The organism is Streptomyces misionensis, assembly GCF_900104815.1.
Classification (GTDB): Bacteria; Actinomycetota; Actinomycetes; order Streptomycetales; family Streptomycetaceae; genus Streptomyces; species Streptomyces misionensis.
Map to the genome: position 1 here is coordinate 2,062,501 of NZ_FNTD01000004.1, position 20,786 is coordinate 2,083,286.

Annotated in this window: 22 protein-coding genes (1 of these 22 running past the window's edge); 8 read left to right on the forward strand and 14 right to left on the reverse strand. The window is 72.6% G+C overall.

The features are described from left to right. Both BLW85_RS10935 and BLW85_RS10940 read left to right on the forward strand, forming a co-directional pair. A protein-coding gene (locus BLW85_RS10935; RefSeq protein ID WP_074991940.1) for a YbhB/YbcL family Raf kinase inhibitor-like protein crosses the window boundary here: on the forward strand, nucleotides 1-511 show its 3' portion. 29 nt of this gene lie to the left of the window's left edge; 511 of the gene's 540 nt are visible here — the last part of the coding sequence; its start codon lies off the left edge, out of view; it ends in the stop codon at nucleotides 509-511. A 168-nt stretch (nucleotides 512-679) separates the two neighbouring features. Further along, the gene (locus BLW85_RS10940; protein ID WP_074991941.1) at nucleotides 680-1,186 is read left to right on the forward strand and encodes an HNH endonuclease; all 507 of its coding nucleotides are present in this window, start codon (nucleotides 680-682) and stop codon (nucleotides 1,184-1,186) included. Nucleotides 1,187-1,327: 141 nt separating this feature from the next. On the opposite strand, the gene BLW85_RS10945 is transcribed toward BLW85_RS10940, so the two are convergent. The 3 genes from BLW85_RS10945 to BLW85_RS10955 form a co-directional block, all read right to left on the reverse strand. Beyond that, nucleotides 1,328-2,302: an SPFH domain-containing protein gene (locus BLW85_RS10945; RefSeq protein WP_074991942.1), complete on the reverse strand. Its 975-nt coding sequence runs from the start codon at nucleotides 2,300-2,302 to the stop codon at nucleotides 1,328-1,330. 125 nt (nucleotides 2,303-2,427) lie between these two features. Beyond that, nucleotides 2,428-2,859 (reverse strand): NfeD family protein, encoded by a 432-nt coding sequence (locus tag BLW85_RS10950; protein WP_070025956.1) that lies wholly within the window; start codon nucleotides 2,857-2,859, stop codon nucleotides 2,428-2,430. Nucleotides 2,860-2,929: 70 nt separating this feature from the next. After that, a complete protein-coding gene (locus BLW85_RS10955; protein WP_070025955.1) occupies nucleotides 2,930-3,727 on the reverse strand; it encodes an ABC transporter ATP-binding protein in 798 nt (265 codons plus the stop codon). 150 nt (nucleotides 3,728-3,877) lie between these two features. Here BLW85_RS10955 and BLW85_RS10960 point away from each other — a divergent pair, with 150 nt between their 5' ends. Next, on the forward strand, nucleotides 3,878-4,666 hold the full coding sequence (locus BLW85_RS10960; protein WP_071828798.1) for a hypothetical protein: 789 nt from the start codon (nucleotides 3,878-3,880) through the stop codon (nucleotides 4,664-4,666). 1,231 nt (nucleotides 4,667-5,897) lie between these two features. On the opposite strand, the gene BLW85_RS10965 is transcribed toward BLW85_RS10960, so the two are convergent. The 3 genes from BLW85_RS10965 to BLW85_RS10975 all read right to left on the reverse strand — a co-directional run bounded on the left by BLW85_RS10965 (nucleotide 5,898) and on the right by BLW85_RS10975 (nucleotide 8,086). Next, nucleotides 5,898-6,137 (reverse strand): chaplin, encoded by a 240-nt coding sequence (locus BLW85_RS10965; RefSeq protein WP_070025953.1) that lies wholly within the window; start codon nucleotides 6,135-6,137, stop codon nucleotides 5,898-5,900. Between the two features lie 169 nt (nucleotides 6,138-6,306). Next, nucleotides 6,307-6,948 (reverse strand): response regulator, encoded by a 642-nt coding sequence (locus BLW85_RS10970; protein WP_074991943.1) that lies wholly within the window; start codon nucleotides 6,946-6,948, stop codon nucleotides 6,307-6,309. Next, on the reverse strand, nucleotides 6,941-8,086 hold the full coding sequence (locus BLW85_RS10975; RefSeq protein WP_070025951.1) for a GAF domain-containing sensor histidine kinase: 1,146 nt from the start codon (nucleotides 8,084-8,086) through the stop codon (nucleotides 6,941-6,943). The genes BLW85_RS10970 and BLW85_RS10975 overlap by 8 nt, the downstream gene beginning before the upstream one ends. A gap of 230 nt (nucleotides 8,087-8,316) precedes the next feature. Here BLW85_RS10975 and BLW85_RS10980 point away from each other — a divergent pair, with 230 nt between their 5' ends. The 3 genes from BLW85_RS10980 to BLW85_RS10990 all read left to right on the forward strand — a co-directional run bounded on the left by BLW85_RS10980 (nucleotide 8,317) and on the right by BLW85_RS10990 (nucleotide 11,149). Beyond that, complete coding sequence (locus tag BLW85_RS10980; RefSeq protein WP_074991944.1) at nucleotides 8,317-9,012, forward strand: SDR family NAD(P)-dependent oxidoreductase; 696 nt, start codon at nucleotides 8,317-8,319, stop codon at nucleotides 9,010-9,012. Continuing rightward, nucleotides 9,009-10,088 carry an S-adenosylmethionine:tRNA ribosyltransferase-isomerase gene (locus BLW85_RS10985; protein WP_074991945.1) on the forward strand — a complete coding sequence of 360 codons (1,080 nt, stop codon included), beginning with the start codon at nucleotides 9,009-9,011 and terminating at the stop codon, nucleotides 10,086-10,088. Before BLW85_RS10980 ends, BLW85_RS10985 begins: the two co-directional genes overlap by 4 nt. A 302-nt stretch (nucleotides 10,089-10,390) precedes the next feature. Continuing rightward, complete coding sequence (locus BLW85_RS10990) at nucleotides 10,391-11,149, forward strand: transglycosylase SLT domain-containing protein (protein WP_074991946.1); 759 nt, start codon at nucleotides 10,391-10,393, stop codon at nucleotides 11,147-11,149. A 77-nt stretch (nucleotides 11,150-11,226) separates the two neighbouring features. Here BLW85_RS10990 and BLW85_RS10995 read toward each other — a convergent pair whose 3' ends face one another. Continuing rightward, nucleotides 11,227-13,827 (reverse strand): ABC transporter ATP-binding protein/permease, encoded by a 2,601-nt coding sequence (locus BLW85_RS10995; protein WP_074991947.1) that lies wholly within the window; start codon nucleotides 13,825-13,827, stop codon nucleotides 11,227-11,229. Nucleotides 13,828-14,113: 286 nt separating this feature from the next. On the opposite strand from BLW85_RS10995, the gene serB reads away from it, so the two are divergent. Then, on the forward strand, nucleotides 14,114-15,322 hold the full coding sequence (serB, locus tag BLW85_RS11000) for a phosphoserine phosphatase SerB (protein ID WP_074991948.1): 1,209 nt from the start codon (nucleotides 14,114-14,116) through the stop codon (nucleotides 15,320-15,322). 69 nt (nucleotides 15,323-15,391) lie between these two features. Here serB and BLW85_RS11005 read toward each other — a convergent pair whose 3' ends face one another. From BLW85_RS11005 to BLW85_RS11015, 4 genes are all read right to left on the reverse strand, one after another. Beyond that, nucleotides 15,392-15,910 carry a SixA phosphatase family protein gene (locus tag BLW85_RS11005; protein WP_070025945.1) on the reverse strand — a complete coding sequence of 173 codons (519 nt, stop codon included), beginning with the start codon at nucleotides 15,908-15,910 and terminating at the stop codon, nucleotides 15,392-15,394. 78 nt (nucleotides 15,911-15,988) lie between these two features. Further along, a complete protein-coding gene (locus BLW85_RS11010) occupies nucleotides 15,989-16,195 on the reverse strand; it encodes a hypothetical protein (protein ID WP_070025944.1) in 207 nt (68 codons plus the stop codon). Nucleotides 16,196-16,407: 212 nt separating this feature from the next. After that, the gene (locus BLW85_RS40580; RefSeq protein ID WP_257585720.1) at nucleotides 16,408-16,527 is read right to left on the reverse strand and encodes an SGM_5486 family transporter-associated protein; all 120 of its coding nucleotides are present in this window, start codon (nucleotides 16,525-16,527) and stop codon (nucleotides 16,408-16,410) included. 43 nt (nucleotides 16,528-16,570) lie between these two features. Continuing rightward, entirely contained in the window at nucleotides 16,571-17,917 is a 1,347-nt protein-coding gene (locus BLW85_RS11015) for a CynX/NimT family MFS transporter (RefSeq protein WP_208624830.1), read from the reverse strand. Nucleotides 17,918-18,039: 122 nt separating this feature from the next. Between BLW85_RS11015 and BLW85_RS11020 the strand changes: the two genes are divergently transcribed. After that, on the forward strand, nucleotides 18,040-18,732 hold the full coding sequence (locus BLW85_RS11020; RefSeq protein ID WP_070025943.1) for a FadR/GntR family transcriptional regulator: 693 nt from the start codon (nucleotides 18,040-18,042) through the stop codon (nucleotides 18,730-18,732). Here the strand turns inward: BLW85_RS11020 and BLW85_RS11025 are convergent. The 3 genes from BLW85_RS11025 to fabG all read right to left on the reverse strand — a co-directional run bounded on the left by BLW85_RS11025 (nucleotide 18,710) and on the right by fabG (nucleotide 20,711). After that, a complete protein-coding gene (locus tag BLW85_RS11025) occupies nucleotides 18,710-19,060 on the reverse strand; it encodes a hypothetical protein (RefSeq protein ID WP_074991949.1) in 351 nt (116 codons plus the stop codon). The two genes, BLW85_RS11020 and BLW85_RS11025, sit on opposite strands and share 23 nt — an antisense overlap. Nucleotides 19,061-19,233: 173 nt before the next feature. After that, complete coding sequence (gene fabI / locus BLW85_RS11030; RefSeq protein WP_070025941.1) at nucleotides 19,234-20,001, reverse strand: enoyl-ACP reductase FabI; 768 nt, start codon at nucleotides 19,999-20,001, stop codon at nucleotides 19,234-19,236. Between the two features lie 5 nt (nucleotides 20,002-20,006). Continuing rightward, nucleotides 20,007-20,711 (reverse strand): 3-oxoacyl-[acyl-carrier-protein] reductase, encoded by a 705-nt coding sequence (fabG, locus tag BLW85_RS11035; protein ID WP_074991950.1) that lies wholly within the window; start codon nucleotides 20,709-20,711, stop codon nucleotides 20,007-20,009. Nucleotides 20,712-20,786 lie beyond the last annotated feature (75 nt).

Below are 20,786 nucleotides of genomic sequence, written 5' to 3' on the forward strand. Positions count from 1 at the left end.
CCATGATTTCCATCCGCCCGTGCCGTCGTTCACGGTGACGAGCGCGGACGTCGAGGAGGGCGCGACGCTGAAGAGCGCTCAGGTGCACGCGGAGGGCAACACCTCGCCGCAGCTGCGGTGGGAGGGCTTCCCGCCCGAGACCAAGAGCTTCGCCGTGACCTGCTACGACCCGGACGCGCCGACCGGCAGCGGGTTCTGGCACTGGGTGCTGTTCGACATCCCGGCCTCGGTGACGGAGCTGCCCGCGGGCGCGGGGAGCGGCAAGTTCGAGGGGCTGCCCGAGGGTGCCGTGCACGCGCGCAACGACTACGGGACGAAGGACTTCGGCGGTGCCGCGCCGCCGCCCGGAGACGGCCCGCACCGCTACGTCTTCACGGTGTACGCGGTGGACCAGGAGAAGCTGGGTCCGGACGCGGACGCGTCGCCGGCCGTCGTCGGCTTCAACCTGCGGTTCCACACCCTCGCGCGGGCGCAGCTCATCGGCGAGTACGAGAACCCCGCGCAGGGCTGAGCGCGGCACGTCGAGTCAGCCGGGCGTTCACGGAACGTTCGCCCGTCTCCGGTCTTGGAAGTGACCGGAGACGGGCATTTTTTATTGCGTTGTCCATCTCGGCGCGCCCGTCCAGAGTTGAGCCAAGCCCGCCGGGGGGTGGGCGGCTGCACACGGGAGGTGGGCCGGATGCGTGACACGTTGGTGCTGAACGCGAGCTTCGAGCCGCTGTCTACGGTGACTCTGCACCGAGCCGTCGTCCTGGTGCTCCAGGACAAGGCGGTGGTCGAGCAGGCCCATCCCGAACTGCGCATGCGCGGGGCCGCGGTGGACATACCCGCACCCCGGGTGATCAGGCTGTGCCGGTACGTGCGGGTGCCGTTCCGAAGACAAGCGCCGTGGTCGCGGCGGGGGGTGCTGGTGCGGGACCGGCACCGGTGCGTGTACTGCGGGCGCAGGGCGACGACGGTGGATCACGTGGTGCCGAGGGCGCAGGGCGGGCAGGACACGTGGCTGAACACCGTGGCGGCGTGCGCGGAGGACAACCACCGCAAGGCGGACCGGACTCCGGAGGAGGCCGGGATGACGTTGCTGAGGGCTCCGTTCGAGCCGACGCCGGCGGACGCGATGCTGCTCGCGCTGGGCGCCGAGGACTTCGCGGCACTGCCCGACTGGCTGGCCCAGGACGCCGCCTGACCGAGCGCCGTGACGTCTCGTGACGTTCCGCGGCGGCCGCGGGTTCTGCCCGGCCGGCCGTCGTCCGCTCCTGCTTGATCGATCACCCTGCCCGCGTCCGTGAGGGGCGCGGGCAGGGTGCCGGCGTTCGTGCGGTGGTCCTCAGTCGATGCTGGGCTTCTCGCGGCGTTCCGTCGCCGGGCCGTTGTTCTGGGCCGGGAGGGTGGCGCCGCCGTTGCCATTGCCGCCGTTGCCGCCGCCGAGGGGGCCGAAGTTGCCCATGGCGCCGGAGAGGCCCTTGAGGGCGTCGCCGATCTCGCTGGGGACGATCCAGAGCTTGTTGGCGTCGCCCTCGGCGATCTTCGGGAGCATCTGGAGGTACTGGTACGACAGGAGCTTCTGGTCGGGGTCGCCGGCGTGGATGGCCTCGAAGACCGTGCGCACGGCCTGGGCCTCGCCCTCGGCGCGCAGGGCGGCGGCCTTGGCCTCACCCTCGGCGCGCAGGATCTGGGACTGCTTCTCGCCCTCGGCCGTGAGGATCGCGGCCTGGCGGGTGCCCTCGGCGGTGAGGATCGCGGCGCGCTTGTCACGGTCGGCGCGCATCTGCTTCTCCATCGAGTCCTGGATGGAGGTCGGGGGCTCGATGGCCTTCAGCTCGACGCGGTTGACGCGGATGCCCCACTTGCCGGTGGCCTCGTCCAGGACGCCGCGCAGGGCGGCGTTGATCTCCTCGCGGGAGGTCAGGGTGCGCTCCAGGTCCATGCCGCCGATGATGTTGCGCAGCGTGGTGACGGTGAGCTGCTCGATCGCCTGGATGTAGCTGGCGACCTCGTAGGTGGCGGCGCGGGCGTCCGTCACCTGGTAGTAGATGACGGTGTCGATGTTGACGACCAGGTTGTCCTGGGTGATCACCGGCTGGGGCGGGAACGGCACGACCTGTTCACGCAGGTCGATCCGGTTGCGGATGGTGTCGATGAACGGGACCACGATGTTCAGGCCCGCGTTCAGGGTCCGCGTGTAGCGGCCGAAGCGTTCGACGATGGCCGCGCTGGCCTGTGGGATGACCTGGATGGTCTTGATCAGGGCGATGAAGACCAACACCACCAGAATGATCAGGACGATGATGACCGGTTCCATCGTGTTCCCCGTACCCCTCTCCGCCTGGACGCCTTCGGACGATCTCGTGCGTGCTGCTCGTGCTGTTCAAAGGATCTTGCCCGTCGAGTCTGACAGACCCCGGCCCAACTCGTGGGCAGGATCGCTCAGATGACGATCGCGGTGGCTCCTTCGATGTCCACGACGTCCACCTCCTGGCCCGCCTCGTAGGCCCGGCCGGAGTCCAGGGCGCGCGCCGACCAGATCTCCCCGGCGAGCTTGATGCGGCCGCCGGAGCCGTCGACCCGCTCCAGGACGACGGCCTGTCTGCCCTTCAACGCCTCCACGCCGGTGGCGAGTTGCGGGCTCTGCCGGCCGTGCCGGGCCGCGATGGGCCGTACGACGGCGATGAGGGCGACGGAGACCACGAGGAATGTGAGCACCTGGCCGACCACGCCGAGGCCGAGGCCGGCGGCGACGGCGGCCGCGACGGCCCCCACCGCGAACATGCCGAACTCGGGCATGGCGGTGACGACGAGCGGGATTCCGAGCGCCGCCGCGCCGACGAGCCACCACACCCATGCGTCGATGTCGTTCACGTGGTCATCGTAGGGCCCCGTTCGGACCGCGGACAGGGCGCGTTGAGGGGCGGGGCCGGTTCGCGCGGGGTCAGGACAGGGGCAGGCCGTGGGCGGTCCAGCGGTCGCCGACCTGCTCGACGACGAGCGGCAGGCCGAAGCAGCGGGAGAGGTTGCGGGAGGTCAGTTCCAGCTCGATCGGGCCGGCGGTGAGGACCTTGCCCTGACGGATCATCAGGACGTGGGTGAAGCCGGGGGCGATCTCCTCGACGTGGTGCGTGACCATGATCATCGAGGGTGCGATGGGGTCGCGGGCGAGCCGCCCCAGGCGGCGCACGAGGTCCTCTCGGCCGCCGAGGTCGAGGCCGGCGGCGGGCTCGTCAAGGAGCAGCAGCTCGGGGTCGCTCATCAGGGCGCGGGCGATGAGGGTCCGCTTGCGCTCGCCCTCGGAGAGGGTGCCGAAGCGGCGGTCGAGGTAGTCGCTCATGCCGAGGCGGTCGAGGAAGGCGCGGGCGCGCTGCTCGTCCACGTCCTCGTACTCCTCGTGCCAGCCGGCGGTCATGCCGTAGGCGGCGGTGAGGACCGTCTGGAAGACCGTCTGGCGCTTGGGGAGCTTCTCGGCGAGGGCGATGCCGGCCACGCCGACGCGGGGGCGCAGCTCGAAGACGTCGGTGCCGGGCTTGCCCAGGGTTTCACCGAGGATGGTGACGGAACCCGTGGTGGGGTAGAGGTAGCTTGAGGCGACGTTCAGGAGGGTGGTCTTGCCGGCGCCGTTGGGGCCGAGGATGACCCAGCGCTCGCCCTCCTTGACCGACCAGGAGACCTGGTCCACCAGAGCCCGGCCCTCACGGACCACGGATACGTCCTGAAGCTCCAGAACATCGCTCATGAGCGCGTTGTCTCCCCTTGCAGTGTGGCCGGTTCCGGCTGTCGCGTACGCCTGTGGCTCGGTCCGCCGCGCCGGTGGGCGCAGCCCATATGAAATCTACGCCACGAGTGCACCAGTCCATTCCATCGGTCCGGTCCTTAGGGTGGGGGCATGCTCACGGAACCACGTTCAGGGCGCCTCGCTGCTTGGGGAAATGCCCTTTTGGCCGGACTTGTCTCTCCGGATGACGCAGCGCTCGCCATTGTGGGCGACGACACGGTGCACCGGGTGGCGGGGCTGCCCGGGGAGCCCGCTCCGGTCGGGCTCACGCTCGCGCTGGGGCGGCTGCGGGCGCTGGGGACGACGGGGCTGCGGGTGGCGCTGCCGGCGCCGGGGCATCCGCTGGGGCTCAGCGGGCCGCCGGAGTTCAACGCGCGGGCGCTGGAGGCGGAGGAGGCGGTGGTCTGCTTCGGCGCGGCGTTCGGTCTGGTGCCCGAGCCGTACGAGGTGGGGCCGGCCGGTGATGTCCATGCCGAGGTGGTCTGGCATGTGCTGCCGGTGCGGGAGGCCCCGCCCGCGGACGTGCCCTCGCTCGGCGAGGCGGAGCGCGAGCTGGCGGAGGCGCTGCGGGACGCGACGGCGGTGCTCGCCCGGCTGGACGTCGCCGCGTCGGGGCCGGTGGCGGAGGCGGCGATCGACGCGTACCGGGCCCGGGCGGAGCGCGGCCGCGAGGTCCTGGCGCCGGGTTATCCGCCGCGCGCGGTGCGCGTCCTGGAGCTGGCCCAACGGGTCGCCTTCCTGATCTCCCTGGCCGAGGGCAACGGCCACGGCGCCGCGGTCACCGCCGCCGAGATCTCCGCCCGCACCGAGGCCCTGCGCCCGGTGGAGCGCACGGCCCGCCGGGCGCAGGTGGCGGCGTACAACTCGATCGTGGAAGAACGGGAGCGGGGCGTGCGGTGACCCTGCGGGGCTTTGGCCGGGGGTGCCGGGTGTAGGGGTCCCGGGGCGGCCGGGGGGCGCGGTGGACGACGGGCGGCCGGGCACGGTGGACGACGAGGGGCCGGATTCGGGGGCGGCGCCGGCGCGGGGCGTGGCGGCCGTGGCCCGGGAACCGGCGGGCGACGCTTACGCAGGGCCGGCGAGCACGGCGTAAACACTGGGCGGGGGCGGCGCAGGCGCGGGGCGCTGCGTCCGGGACTCGGAGGCGGCCCGCCCAGGGTGCGGCGGCCGGAGGCAGTGATGCACGACGAGCGGCCGGGCTCGGGGGCGTGGCGGCCGTGGCCCGGGGACCGGCGGACGGTACTCACGCAGGGCACTGCGGGCCGGGAGCACGGTGTGAACACTGGGCGGGCACGTGGGCAGCGCCGGCCCGGGGTGCCACGGCCGGGGCTCGGGGCGGCACTCGCCCCAGGTGCGGCGGCCGGGGACCGAGGGGGCACTCACGCGGGGTGCGGCGGCCGGGTCGGGGCGGCTGAGGTGCCTCCTATGTGGACCAGCGGGAGGCCCGAACCCGGCGCACGACGACCGACCGGGTCCCAGGCTGTCGGGCCGACGAGGGAGGTTCTGGAGCGTTGCTGCCGCGTGTGGGATCGCCGGTGGCACCGGCTGGCCCGCCGGGGCGAAAGGGCGCGCAGCGCGTCAGGGATCGTCCGACCGGACTCGGAGCCGCAGGGTGCGGGGTCGGCAGGGTCGTGTGCACCGGCTGCGCGGGCCGGGCGAGGCCGGAGGCCGACGAGCGGTGTCGGGGGCGGCTGGTCCTGCGCGGAGACACCGGCCCGGTGCGGCACCGGCGCCCCCTGGGCCGTCGGCCGCACGAAGCCCCGGGGCCCGTCGGCCGCGGGTGGCCGGCAGCGAACCCACCGCCCCGGGCGAGCCGGGCGAGGCCGGAGGCCGACGAGCGGTGCCGGGGGCGGCTGGTCCTGCACGGAGACACCGGCCCGCTGCGGCACCGGCACCCCCTGAGCCGTCGGCCGCACGAAGCGCCGGGCCGCCCGTCGGACGGAGGCGCCGAACACGGAACCGTCCCCGCGCCCGCCGGCCGCCCGTCAGGGCCGGCAGCGAACCCACCGCCCCTAGCGGCGGCCGGACGCCTGCGGGGGGGGTGCCGGGGCTCGTACGGACCGGTGATGTGACAAGGCCCCCCGCTGGACCGGGGGGCCTGTGCCTCAGACGACGGCGACGCGGTGGTTCCTCAGTGGTTGAGGCCGAGGTTGCCGAAGGCCGGGTTCAGCACGCCGATGACGCTGACGCTGTCGCCGACCGCGTTCACCGGGACGTGCACCGGGGCCTGAACGGTGTTGCCCGAGACCACGCCCGGGGAGCCCTGCGCCGCACCGGCCGCCTGGCTGTTGGCGGAGGCCAGGCCGGCACCGGCGGCCACGAGGCCACCCGCCACCATCGTCACGGCCGCTGCCTTCTTCAGGTTCTTCACTTTCCAACCCCTCTTGAGCTTCGCCACGGCGGTTCTCCGTGGCACGCACTGGAGAACGGCGGAGACCGCCGGGGGATGCGCCATCCGGGTGACATTCCCACGACGGTATGAATCTCAGCCCGGACGGGAGTGTCGGCGCGGCGTCAGGTTGACGCGCCGTGGGGTCGCCTCAGCTGCTCACCCCGTGCCGCACGGCCCACAGCGCGGCCTGGGTGCGGTCGGCGAGGTCGAGCTTCATCAGGATGTTGGAGACGTGCGTCTTGACGGTCTTCTCGGACAGCACCAGCGCACGGGCGATCTCGCGGTTGGAACGGCCGTCCGCGATCAGGCCCAGCACCTCCCGCTCCCGCTCGGTGAGCGAACCACCCCTGCCCTGACCTGAGTTGGCCTCCTCCTGGGACAGCAGCGCGCCCGCGACCTCGGGCTGGAGCAGGATGTGCCCGGCGTGCACGGAGCGGATGGCGTCGGCCAGGGCGTCGGGATCGACGTCCTTGTACACGTACCCCGCGGCGCCCGCGCGCAGGGCGGGCACCACAGTGCGCTGCTCGGTGAAGCTGGTGACGATCAACACCCGTGCGGGGTTGGCGAGTTCGCGCAGCCGGCGCAGGGCGTCGATGCCGTCCGTGCCCGGCATCCGGACGTCCATGAGGACGACGTCGGGCCGCAGCTCCCCGGCGCGCTCGACCCCCTCGGCGCCGTCGGCCGCCTCGCCGACGACGACTATGTCCTCCTGCACCTCCAGAAAGGTGCGCAGGCCCCGGCGGACGACCTGGTGGTCGTCGACGATCAGCACTTTGATGGGCTCAGCCACCGGGGACCTCCATCTCGATCGTGGTGCCCTTGCCGGGCGCCGATTCCACGGTCAGCGTGCCGCCGACCCCGCTCGCCCGGTCGCGCATCGAGACCAGCCCGAGGTGCCGTCCGGCGCGGCCCACCGCGGCCGGGTCGAAGCCGTCGCCGTCGTCGGCGACGCGCAGCACGGCGCCGCCGCCGCGCCGCTCCACGCTGACGTCGACGTGCTCGGCGTGGGCGTGGCGCAGCGCGTTGTGCAGGGCCTCCTGGGCCACCCGCAGCACGGCCTCCTCCTGGGCGGCGGGCAGCGCCCGGTAGCCGGCACCGGTGAAGGTGACGCGGGCGCTGTGGGCGCGGTCGAGGACCTGGATCTGGGTGCGCAGGGTGGCGATCAGGCCGTCCTCGTCCAGGGCCGCGGGCCGCAACTCCACGACGGCGGCCCGCAGTTCGTCGGCGGCCTCGGCGGCGAGCGCGGCGACCTGGTGGAGTTCGCCCTTGGCGCGCGCGGGGTCGCGGTCGACGAGGGCGGCGGCGGCCTGGGCGGTCAGGCGCAGCGAGAAGAGCTTCTGGCTGACCGCGTCGTGCAGTTCGTGGGCGAGCCGGGAGCGTTCCTCGGCGATGGTGAGTTCGCGGCTGCGTTCGTAGAGGCGGGCGTTGGTGAGGGCGATCGCGGCGTGCTGGGCGAGCAGGGCGAGCAGTTCCTCGTCCTCCTCGGTGAAGCCGCAGCCGCCGTCCGGCTTGGGACAGTTCTTGTTGGCGAGGAACAGCGCGCCGATGACCTCGTCGTCGGCGCGGATGGGCAGGCCGAGGAAGTCGACGAGGTCGGGGTGGGCCTGGGGCCAGCCCTCGAAGCGGGGGTCCCGGCGCACGTCGGCGAGGCGCTGGGGGCGGGCCTCGTGCAGCATCGCGGCGAGGATGCCGTGCTGGCGGGGCAGCGGGCCGATCGCCTTCCACTGGGCGTCGCTGACGCCGTCCACCACGAACTGGGCGAAGCCGCCGTGGTCGTCGGGGACGCCGAGGGCGGCGTACTGCGCGTCGAGCAGCTCGCGGGCGGAGGCGACGATCGTCTTGAGGACGTCGCGCGTCTCCAGGTGTCTGCTCATGGCCAGCAGCGCGGAACTCACCGCGGCGAGGCCGGACCGGGGGCCGTGACTCATGTCCTCACGGTACCGGCGGGGCCGGCCGGGGCGGATCGGCCCACCGCGGCACGGGCCCCGTCCGCTGGACCTAGGACGGACGGCCCAGGACCCGGGGCCCCGGACCGGTGATGTACGCCGAAGGGACCGCCGGCTCTGCGGCTCGCGGCCGAGGTGGTGCCGCGGGGTGCGTTCCTAGGTTGATCCCCGCCGCCCGAGGGGGCGGACCGCGACGAGGGGAGACGGTAGTCATGCCGGTAGGGATCATCACGGGGGCCTCGAAGGGGCTGGGGCGGGCGCTCGCCGAGGCGCTGGCCGGGCTCGGCTGGGACCTGGTGCTGGACGCGCGCGGCGCGGCGGCGCTGCGGGAGGCCGAGGCGGCCGTCGGCAGGCACGGCACCCGGGTGGTGGCGCTGCCCGGGGACGTGACGGACGCCGGGCACCGGGCCGCGCTGGTGGCCGCCGCCCGGGAGCTGGGCGGGGTCGATCTGCTGGTGAACAACGCGAGCGCGCTCGGCGCGGAGCCGCTGGTGCGGCTGGCGGAGCTGCCGCTGACGGGGCTGCGGCGGGCCCTGGAGGTCAATGTGACCGCCGCGCTGGGCCTGGTCCAGGAGGCGCTGCCGCTGCTGCGGGCGTCGGCGGCCGGCACGGTGATCGCGGTGGGCTCGGACGCGGCGGCGGAGGCGTACGAGACCTGGGGCGGTTACGGCGCCTCCAAGGCGGCTCTGGAGCAGCTGGCGGCGGTGCTGGCGGTGGAGGAGCCGGGCCTGCGGGTGTGGGCGGTGGACCCCGGGGACATGGCGACCGAGCTGCACGCGGCGGCCGTGCCGGGCGAGGAGGACCTGGGTGTGGCGCCCGCCGCCGTCGTGCCCGGGTTCCTGCGGCTGCTGGCGGAGCGGCCGGCCAGTGGGCGGTACGCGGCACACGCGCTGGTGGCGGGCCGATGAGCACGGTGGTACGGGTGCCGCGGGAGCGCTCGGCGCGGGTGCCGGCCGAGCAGCGGGGGCCGGGGCTGGACCGGGACGACGTACGGCTGCTGGTGTCGCGGGGGACACGGGTCGCGCACCACGCGTTCGGGGAGCTGCCGTCGCTGTTGCGGGCCGGGGACCTGCTGGTGGTGAACACCTCCCCGACGCTGGCCGCGGCGGTGGACGGGCGGATCGGGCCGGGCCGGGTGGTGGTGCACTTCTCCACCCGCGGGGACGACGGGCGCTGGGCGGTGGAGCTGCGGGAGCCGGATGGAAGGGGAACCACGCGCGCGCGTACGGGCACGCGTGCGGGGATGGAGGTGGCGCTGGCGGGTGGGGCGCGGCTGGTGGTCGAGGAGCCGGTGAGCGCGCGCGGGGAGCGGCTGTGGTGGGCGCGGGCCGTGGGCGGCCGGGTGCTGGAGCTGCTGCGGGAGCACGGGCGGCCCATCCGTTACTCCTATACGGAGCGGGACCAGCCGCTGTCGGCGTACCAGACGCTGTTCGCGCTGCCGTCGCCGGACGGGGCGGGCAGCGCGGAGATGCCGAGCGCGGCGCGGCCCTTCACGGCGCGGCTGGTGGCGGAGCTGGTGCGCAGGGGGGTGGGGTTCGCGCGGGTCACGCTGCACACGGGGGTGGCGTCGGCGGAGGCGCACGAGCCGCCGTACCCGGAGCGTTTCTCGGTGCCGGAGTCGTCGGCGCGGCTGGTGAACGCGGTGACGGCCGGGGAGGGCCGGGTGATCGCGGTGGGGACGACGGCCGTGCGGGCGCTGGAGTCGGCCGCGGGGCCGGACGGGGTGGTGCGGGCGGCCGCGGGGTGGACGGATCTGGTGGTCACGCCCGAGCGCGGGGTGCGGGTGGTGGACGGGCTGCTGACCGGGCTGCACGAGCCGGAGGCCTCGCACCTGCTGATGCTGCGTGCGATCGCCGGGCGGGCCGCGGTGGACCGGGCCTACGAGGAGGCGCTGCGCGGGCCCTACCTGTGGCACGAGTTCGGGGACGTCCATCTCCTCCTTCCGGAGGAGGACACTCACAGCACGCGTTGCGATGGCAACTAACGGTGAGAACGCTCTGCCCCCGCTGTGAGCCCGCGCATAGGGCCCACATCACGTACGAAAGCGCATAGGAGATAAACACCCCCGCACGAACGGGACAGATGGTCCAATCTGTCCCGTTTTGCCCTTCCCTGATCCACTACCCCGGATCGTACGTCACACCTTTGCCAGGGCATTTTGCGCCCGCTAAGAATTGCTTCCGTCGCTCAGCGCCGTGGGTTCAGCCCGCGGCTTTTGTGCGGGAGGAACCGATTCCCCCGGCGGACGCAGGAGCGACCTCCGCGCTATCGAAGAGGTCCACAGCTATGCCCAAGAACATCCTCAGTCGTGCTCATAGTCGGAACCTGACCAAGCAGCACAAGATCGCCGTCGCCGGTGTCGCCGCTCTCGGCACCGCCGCCATCGCCCTGTCGGCCGTCCCCGGCAACGCGGACACCGTCACCACCGGTTCCCCCGCCACCGCCGCCCAGGTCGCCAAGGTCGCCACCCAGGACGCCCCGCTGACGAGCGTCAAGGGTCCGATCACCGACCGGGCCGGCACGCAGAACATCAAGCTCGACGCGATCGCCGCGCAGAAGAAGGCCGCCGACCAGCTCGTCGCCAAGCAGCGCGCCGAGGCCGCCGCGAAGAAGGCCGCCGCCGACGCCGCCGCCAAGAAGGCCGCGCAGGAGCGCTCCGCCAAGCAGGCCGCGGGCCGTTCCGCGCAGCGCCCGCAGATGCAGACCGTCGCCGCGAAGACCTACGCGAACAACCTCGACGGCTGGATCCGCCAGTCCCTGGACATCATGCGCGCCAAGGGCATCCCGGGCAGCTACAGCGGCCTGCACCGCAACATCATGCGGGAGTCCTCGGGCAACCCGATGGCCATCAACAACTGGGACATCAACGCCCGCAACGGCATCCCGTCCAAGGGCCTGCTCCAGGTGATCCAGCCCACCTTCAACACGTACCACGTGCCCGGCACCTCGTGGAACATCTACGACCCGGTCGCCAACATCACCGCCGCCTGCAACTACGCGGCCCATCGCTACGGCTCGATGGACAACGTCAACAGCGCGTACTGAGGTCGGCGCGGACCTCTGACGAACGCCGAAGGGCGGCACCCCGTTGCGGGGTGCCGCCCTTTTCGACGTACCGGGGGCTACTTGCGCATGACCTCGGGTTCGTGGCGGCGCAGGAAGCGGGAGACGAAGAAGCCGCAGATCACACCGAGCACGACCAGCACGATCATGTCCAGGCCCCAGGCCGAGGCGGCGTGGTTCCACAGCGGGTCGGTGCTGCCCGGGTCGTCGCTGTTCGGGGCGATGTCGTTGAAGTCGAGCGTGGCGCCGGCCGCGGCCACCGCCCAGCGCGAGGGCATCAGGTACGAGAACTCGTTGACGCCGAGCGTGCCGTGCAGGGTGAACAGGCAGCCGGTGAAGACGACCTGGATGATCGCGAACATCACCAGCAGCGGCATGGTCTTCTCGGCGGTCTTCACCAGCGAGGAGATCACCAGACCGACCATCATCGAGGTGAAGCCGAGCGCCATGATCGGCAGGCACAGCTCGAACAGGGTCGAGCCGCCGAGGACCACGCCCTGGTCCGGGATCTCGCGGGACGAGAAGCCGATCAGGCCGACCATCAGGCCCTGGAGCACGGTGACGGCGCCGAGCACGACCACCTTGGACATCAGGTAGGCCGACCGGGACAGGCCGGTCGCCCGCTCCCGCTCGTAGATCACCCGTTCCTTGATCAGCTCACGCACGGAGTTCGCGGCGCCCGCGAAGCACGCGCCGACCGCGAGGATCAGCAGCACGGTGGTGGCGGTGCCGTTGGGGGCGTGCAACCCGGTGCGCGGATCGATCTTCGGGTTGACCAGCAGCCCGTGGTCGTGGTTGATCAGCAGGCTGACCGAGCCGAGCACCGCGGGCAGGATCACCGTCAGCGCCAGGAAGCCCTTGTCGGAGACGATGACCGACACATAGCGCCGGATGAGGGTGAGCAGCTGCGAGCCCCAGGCCTGCGGCTTCGGCGGCTTGATGACCTGCGGCGGCGTGTGCGCGGCCTGCGGGGCCACGGCGTCGATGTCCGCCGCGTACATCGTGTAGTGCTGCGAGCCCTTCCAGCGGCCCGCCCAGTCGTAGTCGCGGTAGTTCTCGAAGGCGGAGAACACATCGGCCCAGCTGTCGTAGCCGAAGAAGTTCAGCGCCTCCTCCGGCGGCCCGAAGTAGGCCACCGCGCCGCCCGGCGCCATCACCAGCAGCTTGTCGCACAGCGCCAGCTCGGCCACCGAGTGGGTGACGACGAGCACGGTCCGGCCGTCGTCGGCGAGACCGCGCAGCAGCTGCATGACATCGCGGTCCATGCCCGGGTCCAGGCCCGAGGTCGGCTCGTCCAGGAAGATCAGCGACGGCTTGGTCAGCAGCTCCAGGGCGACCGAGACGCGCTTGCGCTGACCGCCGGACAGGGAGGTGACCTTCTTGTCCTTGTGGATGTCGAGCTTCAGCTCGCGCAGCACCTCGTCGATGCGCGCGTCGCGCTCCTGCGCGGTGGTGTCGGCCGGGAAGCGCAGCTTGGCCGCGTACTTCAGGGCCTTCCGGACGCTCAGCTCCTTGTGCAGGATGTCGTCCTGCGGGACCAGGCCGATGCGCTGGCGCAGCTCGGCGAACTGCTTGTACAGGTTCCGGTTGTCGTACAGCACCTCGCCCTGGTTGGCGGGCCGGTAGCCGGTGAGCGCCTTGAGCAGCGTGGACTTGCCGGAGCCGGACGGGCCGATGACCGCGACCAGGGACTTCTCCGGGACGCCGAAGGAGACGTCCTTCAGGATCTGCTTGCCGCCGTCGACCGTCACGGTCAGGTGGCGCGCGGAGAAGGAGACCTCACCGGTGTCGACGAACTCCTCGAGGCGGTCGCCGACGATCCGGAAGGCGGAGTGGCCGACGCCGACGATGTCGGCCGGGCCGAGCTGCACCGAGCCGCCCTTGGGCACCGGGTGGCCGTTGACGTACGTGCCGTTGTGCGAGCCGAGGTCGCGGATCTCGAAGCGGCCGTCGGGCGTCGAGTGGAACTCCGCGTGGTGCCGGGACACCTGGAGGTCCGAGACGACCAGCTCGTTCTCCAGGGCACGGCCGATGCGCATCACGCGGCCGAGCGAGAACTGGTGGAACGTGGTCGGGCTGCGGTCCCCGTGCACCGGCCCGGACGCCTGCTCCGCGTAGGCGGCGCCGGGTCCGGCCTGCTGCTGCGGGAAGGCGCCGGCCTGCTGGTCGGCCTGCGGCGCCTGCTGCCAGCCGGGGCCCGGGGCCTGGGCGGCGGGTGCCTGGTGGGGCACGGCCTGGGCGGGCGCCTGGTGCGCGGGCGCGGCGGGTGCCTGGTGGGCGGGCTGCTGGGCCCAGGCCGCGGCGCCCGCGCCCTGGGCGTACGGCGCCTGCTGTGCCTGCGGCTGCTGCGGCAGGCCGGCGGCGATCGCGGCACCGGCGAGATCCAGCCGCGGCCCGTCGGTCGCGTTGCCGAGGTGCAGCGAGACGCCCGGGCCTATCTCGGACCGCTGGATCCGCTGCCCCCGCAGATACGTGCCGTTGGTGCTGCCGTGGTCCTCGACGACCCAACTGCGGCCGTCGAAGCTGACCGTGGCGTGCCGCCAGGAGACCCTGGCGTCTTCGAAGACGATGTCACCCTGCGGATCCCTGCCCAGGGTGTAAGGCCTGGACGGATCGAGCGTCCAGGTACGTCCGTTTGTTTCCAGTACGAGTTCCGGCACTCCATGCCCCACTGAGTTGTCCCCCGAATTGCCCCCATCGCGGGGAGTCTAGGGATGTCGAACATCGTGGGGAACTATTTCAGGCCCGCCCCCCTGACCAAAACCCGGGCTTGCCGGGAGCGCCCTCGTCCGCTCCGCCTCTCGCCGGGGACGGCGGCGGGGAGTTGGGGGTTCGCGGCCTCCCGTCCGCAACGTCCCGGACGCCCCCTCGCCACCCATTGTTCCGTGTCCGTCAGGCGGACCTCGCGGGCGGGCGGCACGGGGTGCCGGATACGGTGGGAGGACCATGGATGCTGCGCAGACCCCCGAGGTCCCCACTCTCCTCGTCAAGATCTTCGGCAAGGACCGGCCGGGCATCACGGCCGGGCTCTTCGACACCCTTGCCGCGTACTCCGTCGACGTGGTCGACATCGAGCAGGTCGTCACGCGGGGACGCCTGGTCCTGTGCGCGCTGGTGAGCCAGCCGCCGGCCGGGATCGAGGGCGACCTGCGGGCCACCGTGCACAGCTGGGCCGAGTCGATGAAGATGCAGGCGGAGATCATCTCGGGACACGGCGACAACCGCCCGCGCGGCCTCGGGCGCTCCCTGGTGACCGTTCTCGGCCATCCGCTCACCGCCGAGTCGACCGCGGCCATCGCCGCCCGCATCGCCAAGGCCGGCGGCAACATCGACCGCATCTTCCGGCTCGCCAAGTACCCCGTGACCGCCGTGGAGTTCGCGGTCTCCGGCGTGGAGACCGAGCCGCTGCGCACCGCGCTGGCGCAGGACGCCGCCGCCCTGGGTGTGGACATCGCCGTGGTCGCGGCGGGCCTGCACCGACGCGCGCAGCGCCTGGTCGTGATGGACGTGGACTCCACCCTGATCCAGGACGAGGTCATCGAGCTCTTCGCCGCGCACGCGGGCTGCGAGGACAAGGTCGCCGAGGTGACCGCGGCGGCGATGCGCGGCGAGCTGGACTTCGAGCAGTCCCTGCACGCGCGCGTCGCGCTGCTCGCGGGTCTCGACGCCTCGGTGGTGGAGAAGGTGCGCAACGAGGTCCGGCTGACCCCGGGCGCCCGCACCCTGATCCGCACCCTGAAGCGGCTCGGCTACCAGGTCGGGGTGGTCTCCGGCGGCTTCACCCAGGTCACCGACGATCTGCGGGAGCGGCTCGGCCTCGACTTCGCCCAGGCGAACACGCTGGAGATCGTGGACGGCAAGCTGACCGGCCGGGTCACCGGGGAGATCGTGGACCGCGCGGGCAAGGCGCGGCTGCTGCGCCGGTTCGCCGCGGAGGCGGGGGTGCCGCTGGCGCAGACGGTGGCGATCGGCGACGGCGCCAATGACCTGGACATGTTGAACGCGGCCGGACTGGGAGTGGCCTTCAACGCCAAGCCCGTGGTCCGCCAGGCGGCTCACACCGCGGTGAACTTCCCCTTCCTCGACACGGTCCTCTACCTCCTCGGCATCACCCGGGAAGAGGTCGAGGCGGCCGACACCCACGCCGAGGACTGAGCCCCGCCACCCACCGCCGTACGACAGGGGTCCGGCCGGTTGCGCCGGGCCCCTGACGCCGGTTCCGGGTCACTCCGAGGGCGCCCAGTAGCCGGTCAGCGTGGCCACCCCCGGCTCCAGGCTCTTCCAGGGACCCTCGAAGGACAGCAGGGCGAAGGCGGCGGCGGGGAAGCCCCGCCGGTTCATCCGCTCGCGGGCCTCGTCGTCGGCCGAGCCGGACAGGATCTCGGCGAGGCCGTGCACTCCCGGGTTGTGGCCGATCAGGATCACCGTCGCCACCTCGTCCGGGACCTCGTTGAGCAGGGCGATCAGCTCGCCGGGCGAGGCCTCGTAGATCCGCTCCTCGTAGACGGTCTTCGGCCGGTGCGCCAGCTCGTGGACGGCGAGCTTCCAGGTCTCGCGGGTCCGGGTCGCGGTGGAGCACAGGGCCAGGTCGAAGGTGAGGCCGGAGTCGGTCAGCTTGCGTCCGGCGACCGCCGCGTCCTTGCGGCCCCGCTCGGCGAGCGGGCGCTCATGGTCGGACACCTGGGGCCAGTCGGCTTTCGCATGCCGGAAAAGGGCGATCCTGCGGGGTTCTGCGACGCTCATGCGTCCCAGCTTCGCATGAAACAGGCCACGGGGCGCAGGGAGTTGACACGCGAACCGGCCGCGTACGGCGGGTCTCGGTCAGTGTCCGAGCAGCTGCTGCGCGTGCTCGACGAGCCGGGGTATGGCCGGGTCGGAGCCGGCCGCGTGCGCGTCGGACGGGCTGAGTATCAGCAGGAACAGGAAGACGAAGGCGAGCGCGGGCAGCGCGAGGGCCCACCAGGGCAGCCGGATGTCGGCGCCGCCCGTGGTCGCCGGGTGGGTCCGGTGGTGGGTGCGGGCGGACATGATCGCCTCCGAGGTCCTTCGAGCGGTTCGGTGACCGCGCGGTGCGGTCACCACTCGAAGGTACGGAATCCGTGGCCGCCAACCCATCAGGTTTTCCACCCAGTTACCCCTGACCCCTGCCCCCTAGGGGACAGGGGGGCCAGCCCCACCATCCACCGGGAACGCCATGGCGGGAGGGGCCCGGGGCGGGCGGCGTCACGGGGCGATCGGCGTCACGGGGACGCGACGGTCGCGACGATGGCGATGAGGACGAAGATCGCGAAGAAGGAGCCGAAGACGAGCAGCATCTTCTTCTGACCGTTGCGGGGGTTCGGGTCGAGCACAGGCTGCATGCGCCCAGTCTCGCACCTCTCCCCCGGTCTCCGTGCGCGGGGGTCAGCGCGCGGCGGCCTCCTCCTCCACGGTGCGGTCGCGGCCGGCGAGGAAGCCCACCACCATCTGGGGCACCATCAGCGCCGCCATGAGGGCGATCGGCAGTCCCCAGCCGCCGCTGTGCTGGTAGAGCACGCCGACCAGCAGCGGTCCGGGGATGGAGATCAGATAGCCGGTGCTCTGCGCGAACGCGGACAGCTGGGCCACGCCCGCACCGCTGCGGGCGCGCATGCCGACCATCGTCAGCGCGAGCGGGAAGGCGCAGTTGGCGATGCCGAGCAGCAGCGCCCAGGCCCAGGCCCCGCCGGCCGGGGCGAGGTACAGGCCGGCGTATCCGGCGAGCCCGCACACGCCCAGGACCAGCACGATCGGGCCCTGGTGGGGCAGCCGGGCGGCGACCCGCGGGATGACGAAGGCCAGCGGCACGCCCATCACCATGGTGACGGCGAGCAGCAGGCCCGCGGTGCCGGCCGACACGCCCGCGTCGCGGAAGATCTGCGCCATCCAGCCCATGGTGATGTAGGCCGCGGTGGCCTGGAGACCGAAGAAGACGGCGAGCGCCCAGGCGGTGCGGCTGCGGGTGATCCGCAGCGGGGCCTGCGCCGGCTCCGCCCCGGGCGCGGCGGCCGCCCGCGCGACGGCCCCCTGTCCGGGTCCTGCCTGCTCGGCGCCGTCCCGGCCCTGCCGTACCAGCGGCAGCCACGGCAGCACGGCCACCGCCGCGATCGCCGCCCAGACGGCGAGGCCCAGCTGCCAGCGGCCGCCCCTGGCGTGGGTCAGCGGGACGGTCGCCGCGGCGGGGACCGAGGTGCCGAGGGCGAGGACCATCGAGTACAGGCCGGTCATGGAGCCGACCCGGTCGGGGAACCAGCGCTTGACGATGACCGGCATCAGCACGTTGCTGACCGCGATCCCCATCAGGGCGAGCGCGCTGAGCGCCAGGAACCCGGCGGTGCCCCCGGCGTACGGCCGGATCAGCAGGCCCGCGCAGATGGCGGCCATGCCGGCGCACACCACGGCGGCCGGGCCGAAGCGGCGGGCCAGGCGGGGCGCGGTCACCCCGAAGACGGCGAAGCAGAGCGGGGGCACGGAGGTGAGCAGCCCGGCCACGCTGCCGCTCATGCCGAGCCCCTCGCGGACCTCCTCCAGGAGGGCGCCGAGGCTGGTGATGGCCGGGCGCAGGTTGAGCGCGGACAGCACGATGCCCGCCGTGACCAGGCGGATCACCCAGGGACGCGGAGCGCCCGGCTTCGGGGGCGTCTCGGCGGCGCTCGGCGTGGCGGACGTGCCGCGTTCGGTCGGTGACATCGCCGTACGGGTGTCCACTGCGCGGGTTTCCTCACTAGCCATGAGACCCATCATAGAATCATAGGATGATTGGTTGTCCATGAACGGCTGTCCATGATGGGTCGTCGTCCCCTTCCGCAACCCCCGGAGCGTGCGCGCCCCGGCCTCTCGTGCAAAGGTGTGCCATGCCCCTGAGCCACCCGCGCCGTTCGGCCCTGTCCGAGCAGGTGATCGCCGAACTGCGCAACCAGATCGCCACCGGCGAGTGGCCGGTCGGCTCCCGCATCCCGACCGAGCCGGAACTCGTCGAGCAGCTGGGCGTCGCCCGCAACACGGTCCGCGAGGCCGTGCGCGCGCTCGCCCACAACGGACTGCTGGACATCCGCCAGGGTTCGGGCACGTATGTGGTGGCCACCAGCGAGCTGGCCGGCGTGATGCACCTGCGGTTCGCCGACGCGGACCCGGGGCACATCGCCGAACTGCGCTCCACGTTGGAGTCCGCCGCCGCCAAGCTGGCCGCCACCCGGCGCTCCGAGAAGGACCTCAGGCAACTGGACGCGCTGCTGGTGCGGCGCGAGGAGGCGTGGCGGAGCGGCGAGACGGAGGCCTTCGTGACCGCGGACGCCACCTTCCACCTGGCCGTCGTCGCCGCCTCCCACAACGAGGTCATGACGGCGATGTACGCGGACCTCGGCGAGCTGCTGCGGGCCGCGCTGCGGGCGGACGTCGGCGCCGAGCTGACGCCCGAGGCGCACATGGACCACGCCCGTCTGGTGGACGCGATCCGCGCGGGCGACGCCGAGACGGCGGCGAGCGAGGCCGCCGGCTACCCCTTCCAGTGCCGTACGGGCCGGCTCAGCGCACCTTCTGGTGGCTGATCCAGGCCGAGCCGACCTCCTTCCAGCACCGCCCGGTCAGCCGGACGGTCAGCGCCGGCGCGGCGTCCACCGGGGCGCTGTCGGTGTCGATGTCCCACCAGCGGGTGCACTCGATGTGCAGCCGTACCCGGTCGGTGTCGACATAGGGGTTGTGGCAGTACGCCACCACGTGGGAACCGGTGACCGCCGTACGGCAGGCGGCCCCGAACGGCTGCGGCGCGCCGGCCCCGCCGCCGCTCACGGGGGCGTGCGGCGCCGCGTCGTACGGCAGGGACAGCACCAGGGCGACGGCCACGGTCAGCGGTGCCAGGCTCCGGGACAGGCGCACAAGGGGACCTCCTCGGCCGGGCTCGGAGGGATGCGCGGAGTGGACGCGCTTCCAGCGTGCGCCGCGCGGACGCCGGCCCGCCCGGTCGGTGAGCCGAACGGGTGACGGACGCGGAGACGGACGAGGCCCGCACCCCGGGCGGGGGTGCGGGCCTCTTCGTGCGAGCGGAGGGCTCAGGCGCCGATCGCGTGCAGACCGCCGTCCACGTGGATGATCTCGCCCGTGGTCTTCGGGAACCAGTCGCTCAGCAGGGCGACGATGCCCTTGCCGGCCGGCTCCGGGTCCTTCAGGTCCCACTCCAGCGGGGAGCGGCTGTCCCACACGGAGGCCAGCTCGCCGAAACCGGGGATGGACTTGGCGGCCATCGAGCCGATCGGGCCCGCCGAGATCAGGTTGCAGCGGATGTTCTGCTTGCCGAGGTCGCGCGCCATGTAGCGGTTGGTGGCCTCCAGGGCGGCCTTGGCCGGGCCCATCCAGTCGTACTGCGGCCAGGCGTACTGGGCGTCGAAGGTGAGGCCGACGACCGAGCCGCCGTTCTGCATCAGCGGCAGGCAGGCCATGGTCAGCGACTTCAGGGAGAACGCCGAGACGTGCATGGCGGTGGCCACCGACTCGAACGGCGTGTTGAGGAAGTTGCCGCCGAGCGCGTCCTGCGGGGCGAAGCCGATGGAGTGCACGACGCCGTCGAGACCGCCCAGCTCCTCGCCGACCAGGTCGGCCAGCCGCCCGAGGTGCTCCTCGTTGGTCACGTCCAGCTCGATGACCTTGGTGGGCTTCGGCAGCTTCTTGGCGATGCGCTCGGTCAGCGTGGGCCGCGGGAAGGCGGTCAGGATGATCTCGGCGCCCTGCTCCTGGGCCTGCTTGGCGGCGTGGAAGGCGATGGAGGACTCCATCAGCACACCGGTGATCAGGACGCGCTTGCCCTCGAGAATTCCGCTCATGGTGATCAGTGACCCATTCCCAGTCCGCCGTCAACGGGGATGACGGCTCCAGTGATGTACGAGGCGTCGTCCGACGCGAGGAACCGCACCGCCGCGGCGATCTCCTCCGGCTGCGCGTACCGGCCGAGCGGCACCTGGGACACGATGCCCTGTCGCTGCTCGTCGCTGAGCACCTTGGTCATGTCGGTGTCGACGAAGCCGGGGGCGACGACGTTGAAGGTGATGTTGCGCGAGCCCAGCTCACGGGCGAGGGAGCGCGCGAAGCCGACCATGGCGGCCTTGGAGGCGGCGTAGTTGGCCTGGCCCGCCGAGCCGAGCAGCCCGACCACGGAGGAGATCAGGACCACGCGGCCCTTCTTGGCGCGCAGCATGCCGCGGTTGGCGCGCTTGACGACGCGGAAGGTGCCGGTGAGGTTGGTGTCGACGACCGAGGTGAAGTCCTCCTCGGACATGCGCATCAGGAGCTGGTCCTTGGTGATGCCGGCGTTGGCGACCAGCACCTCGACGGGACCGTGCTGGTCCTCGATCTCCTTGTAGGCCTGCTCCACCTGCTCGGCGTCGGTGATGTCGCACTTGACGGCGAGGAAGCCGGCCGGCGGCTCACCCGAGCGGTACGTGATGGCGACCTTGTCGCCGGCGTCGGCGAAAGCGCGGGCGATGGCGAGGCCGATGCCCCGGTTGCCTCCGGTGACGAGAACCGAGCGGCTCAACGGATCACCCTTTCGATAGCGGTCTGCAGAGATCCGACAATCCGCCCGAACACCTGGATGACAGGCGGCTTCATC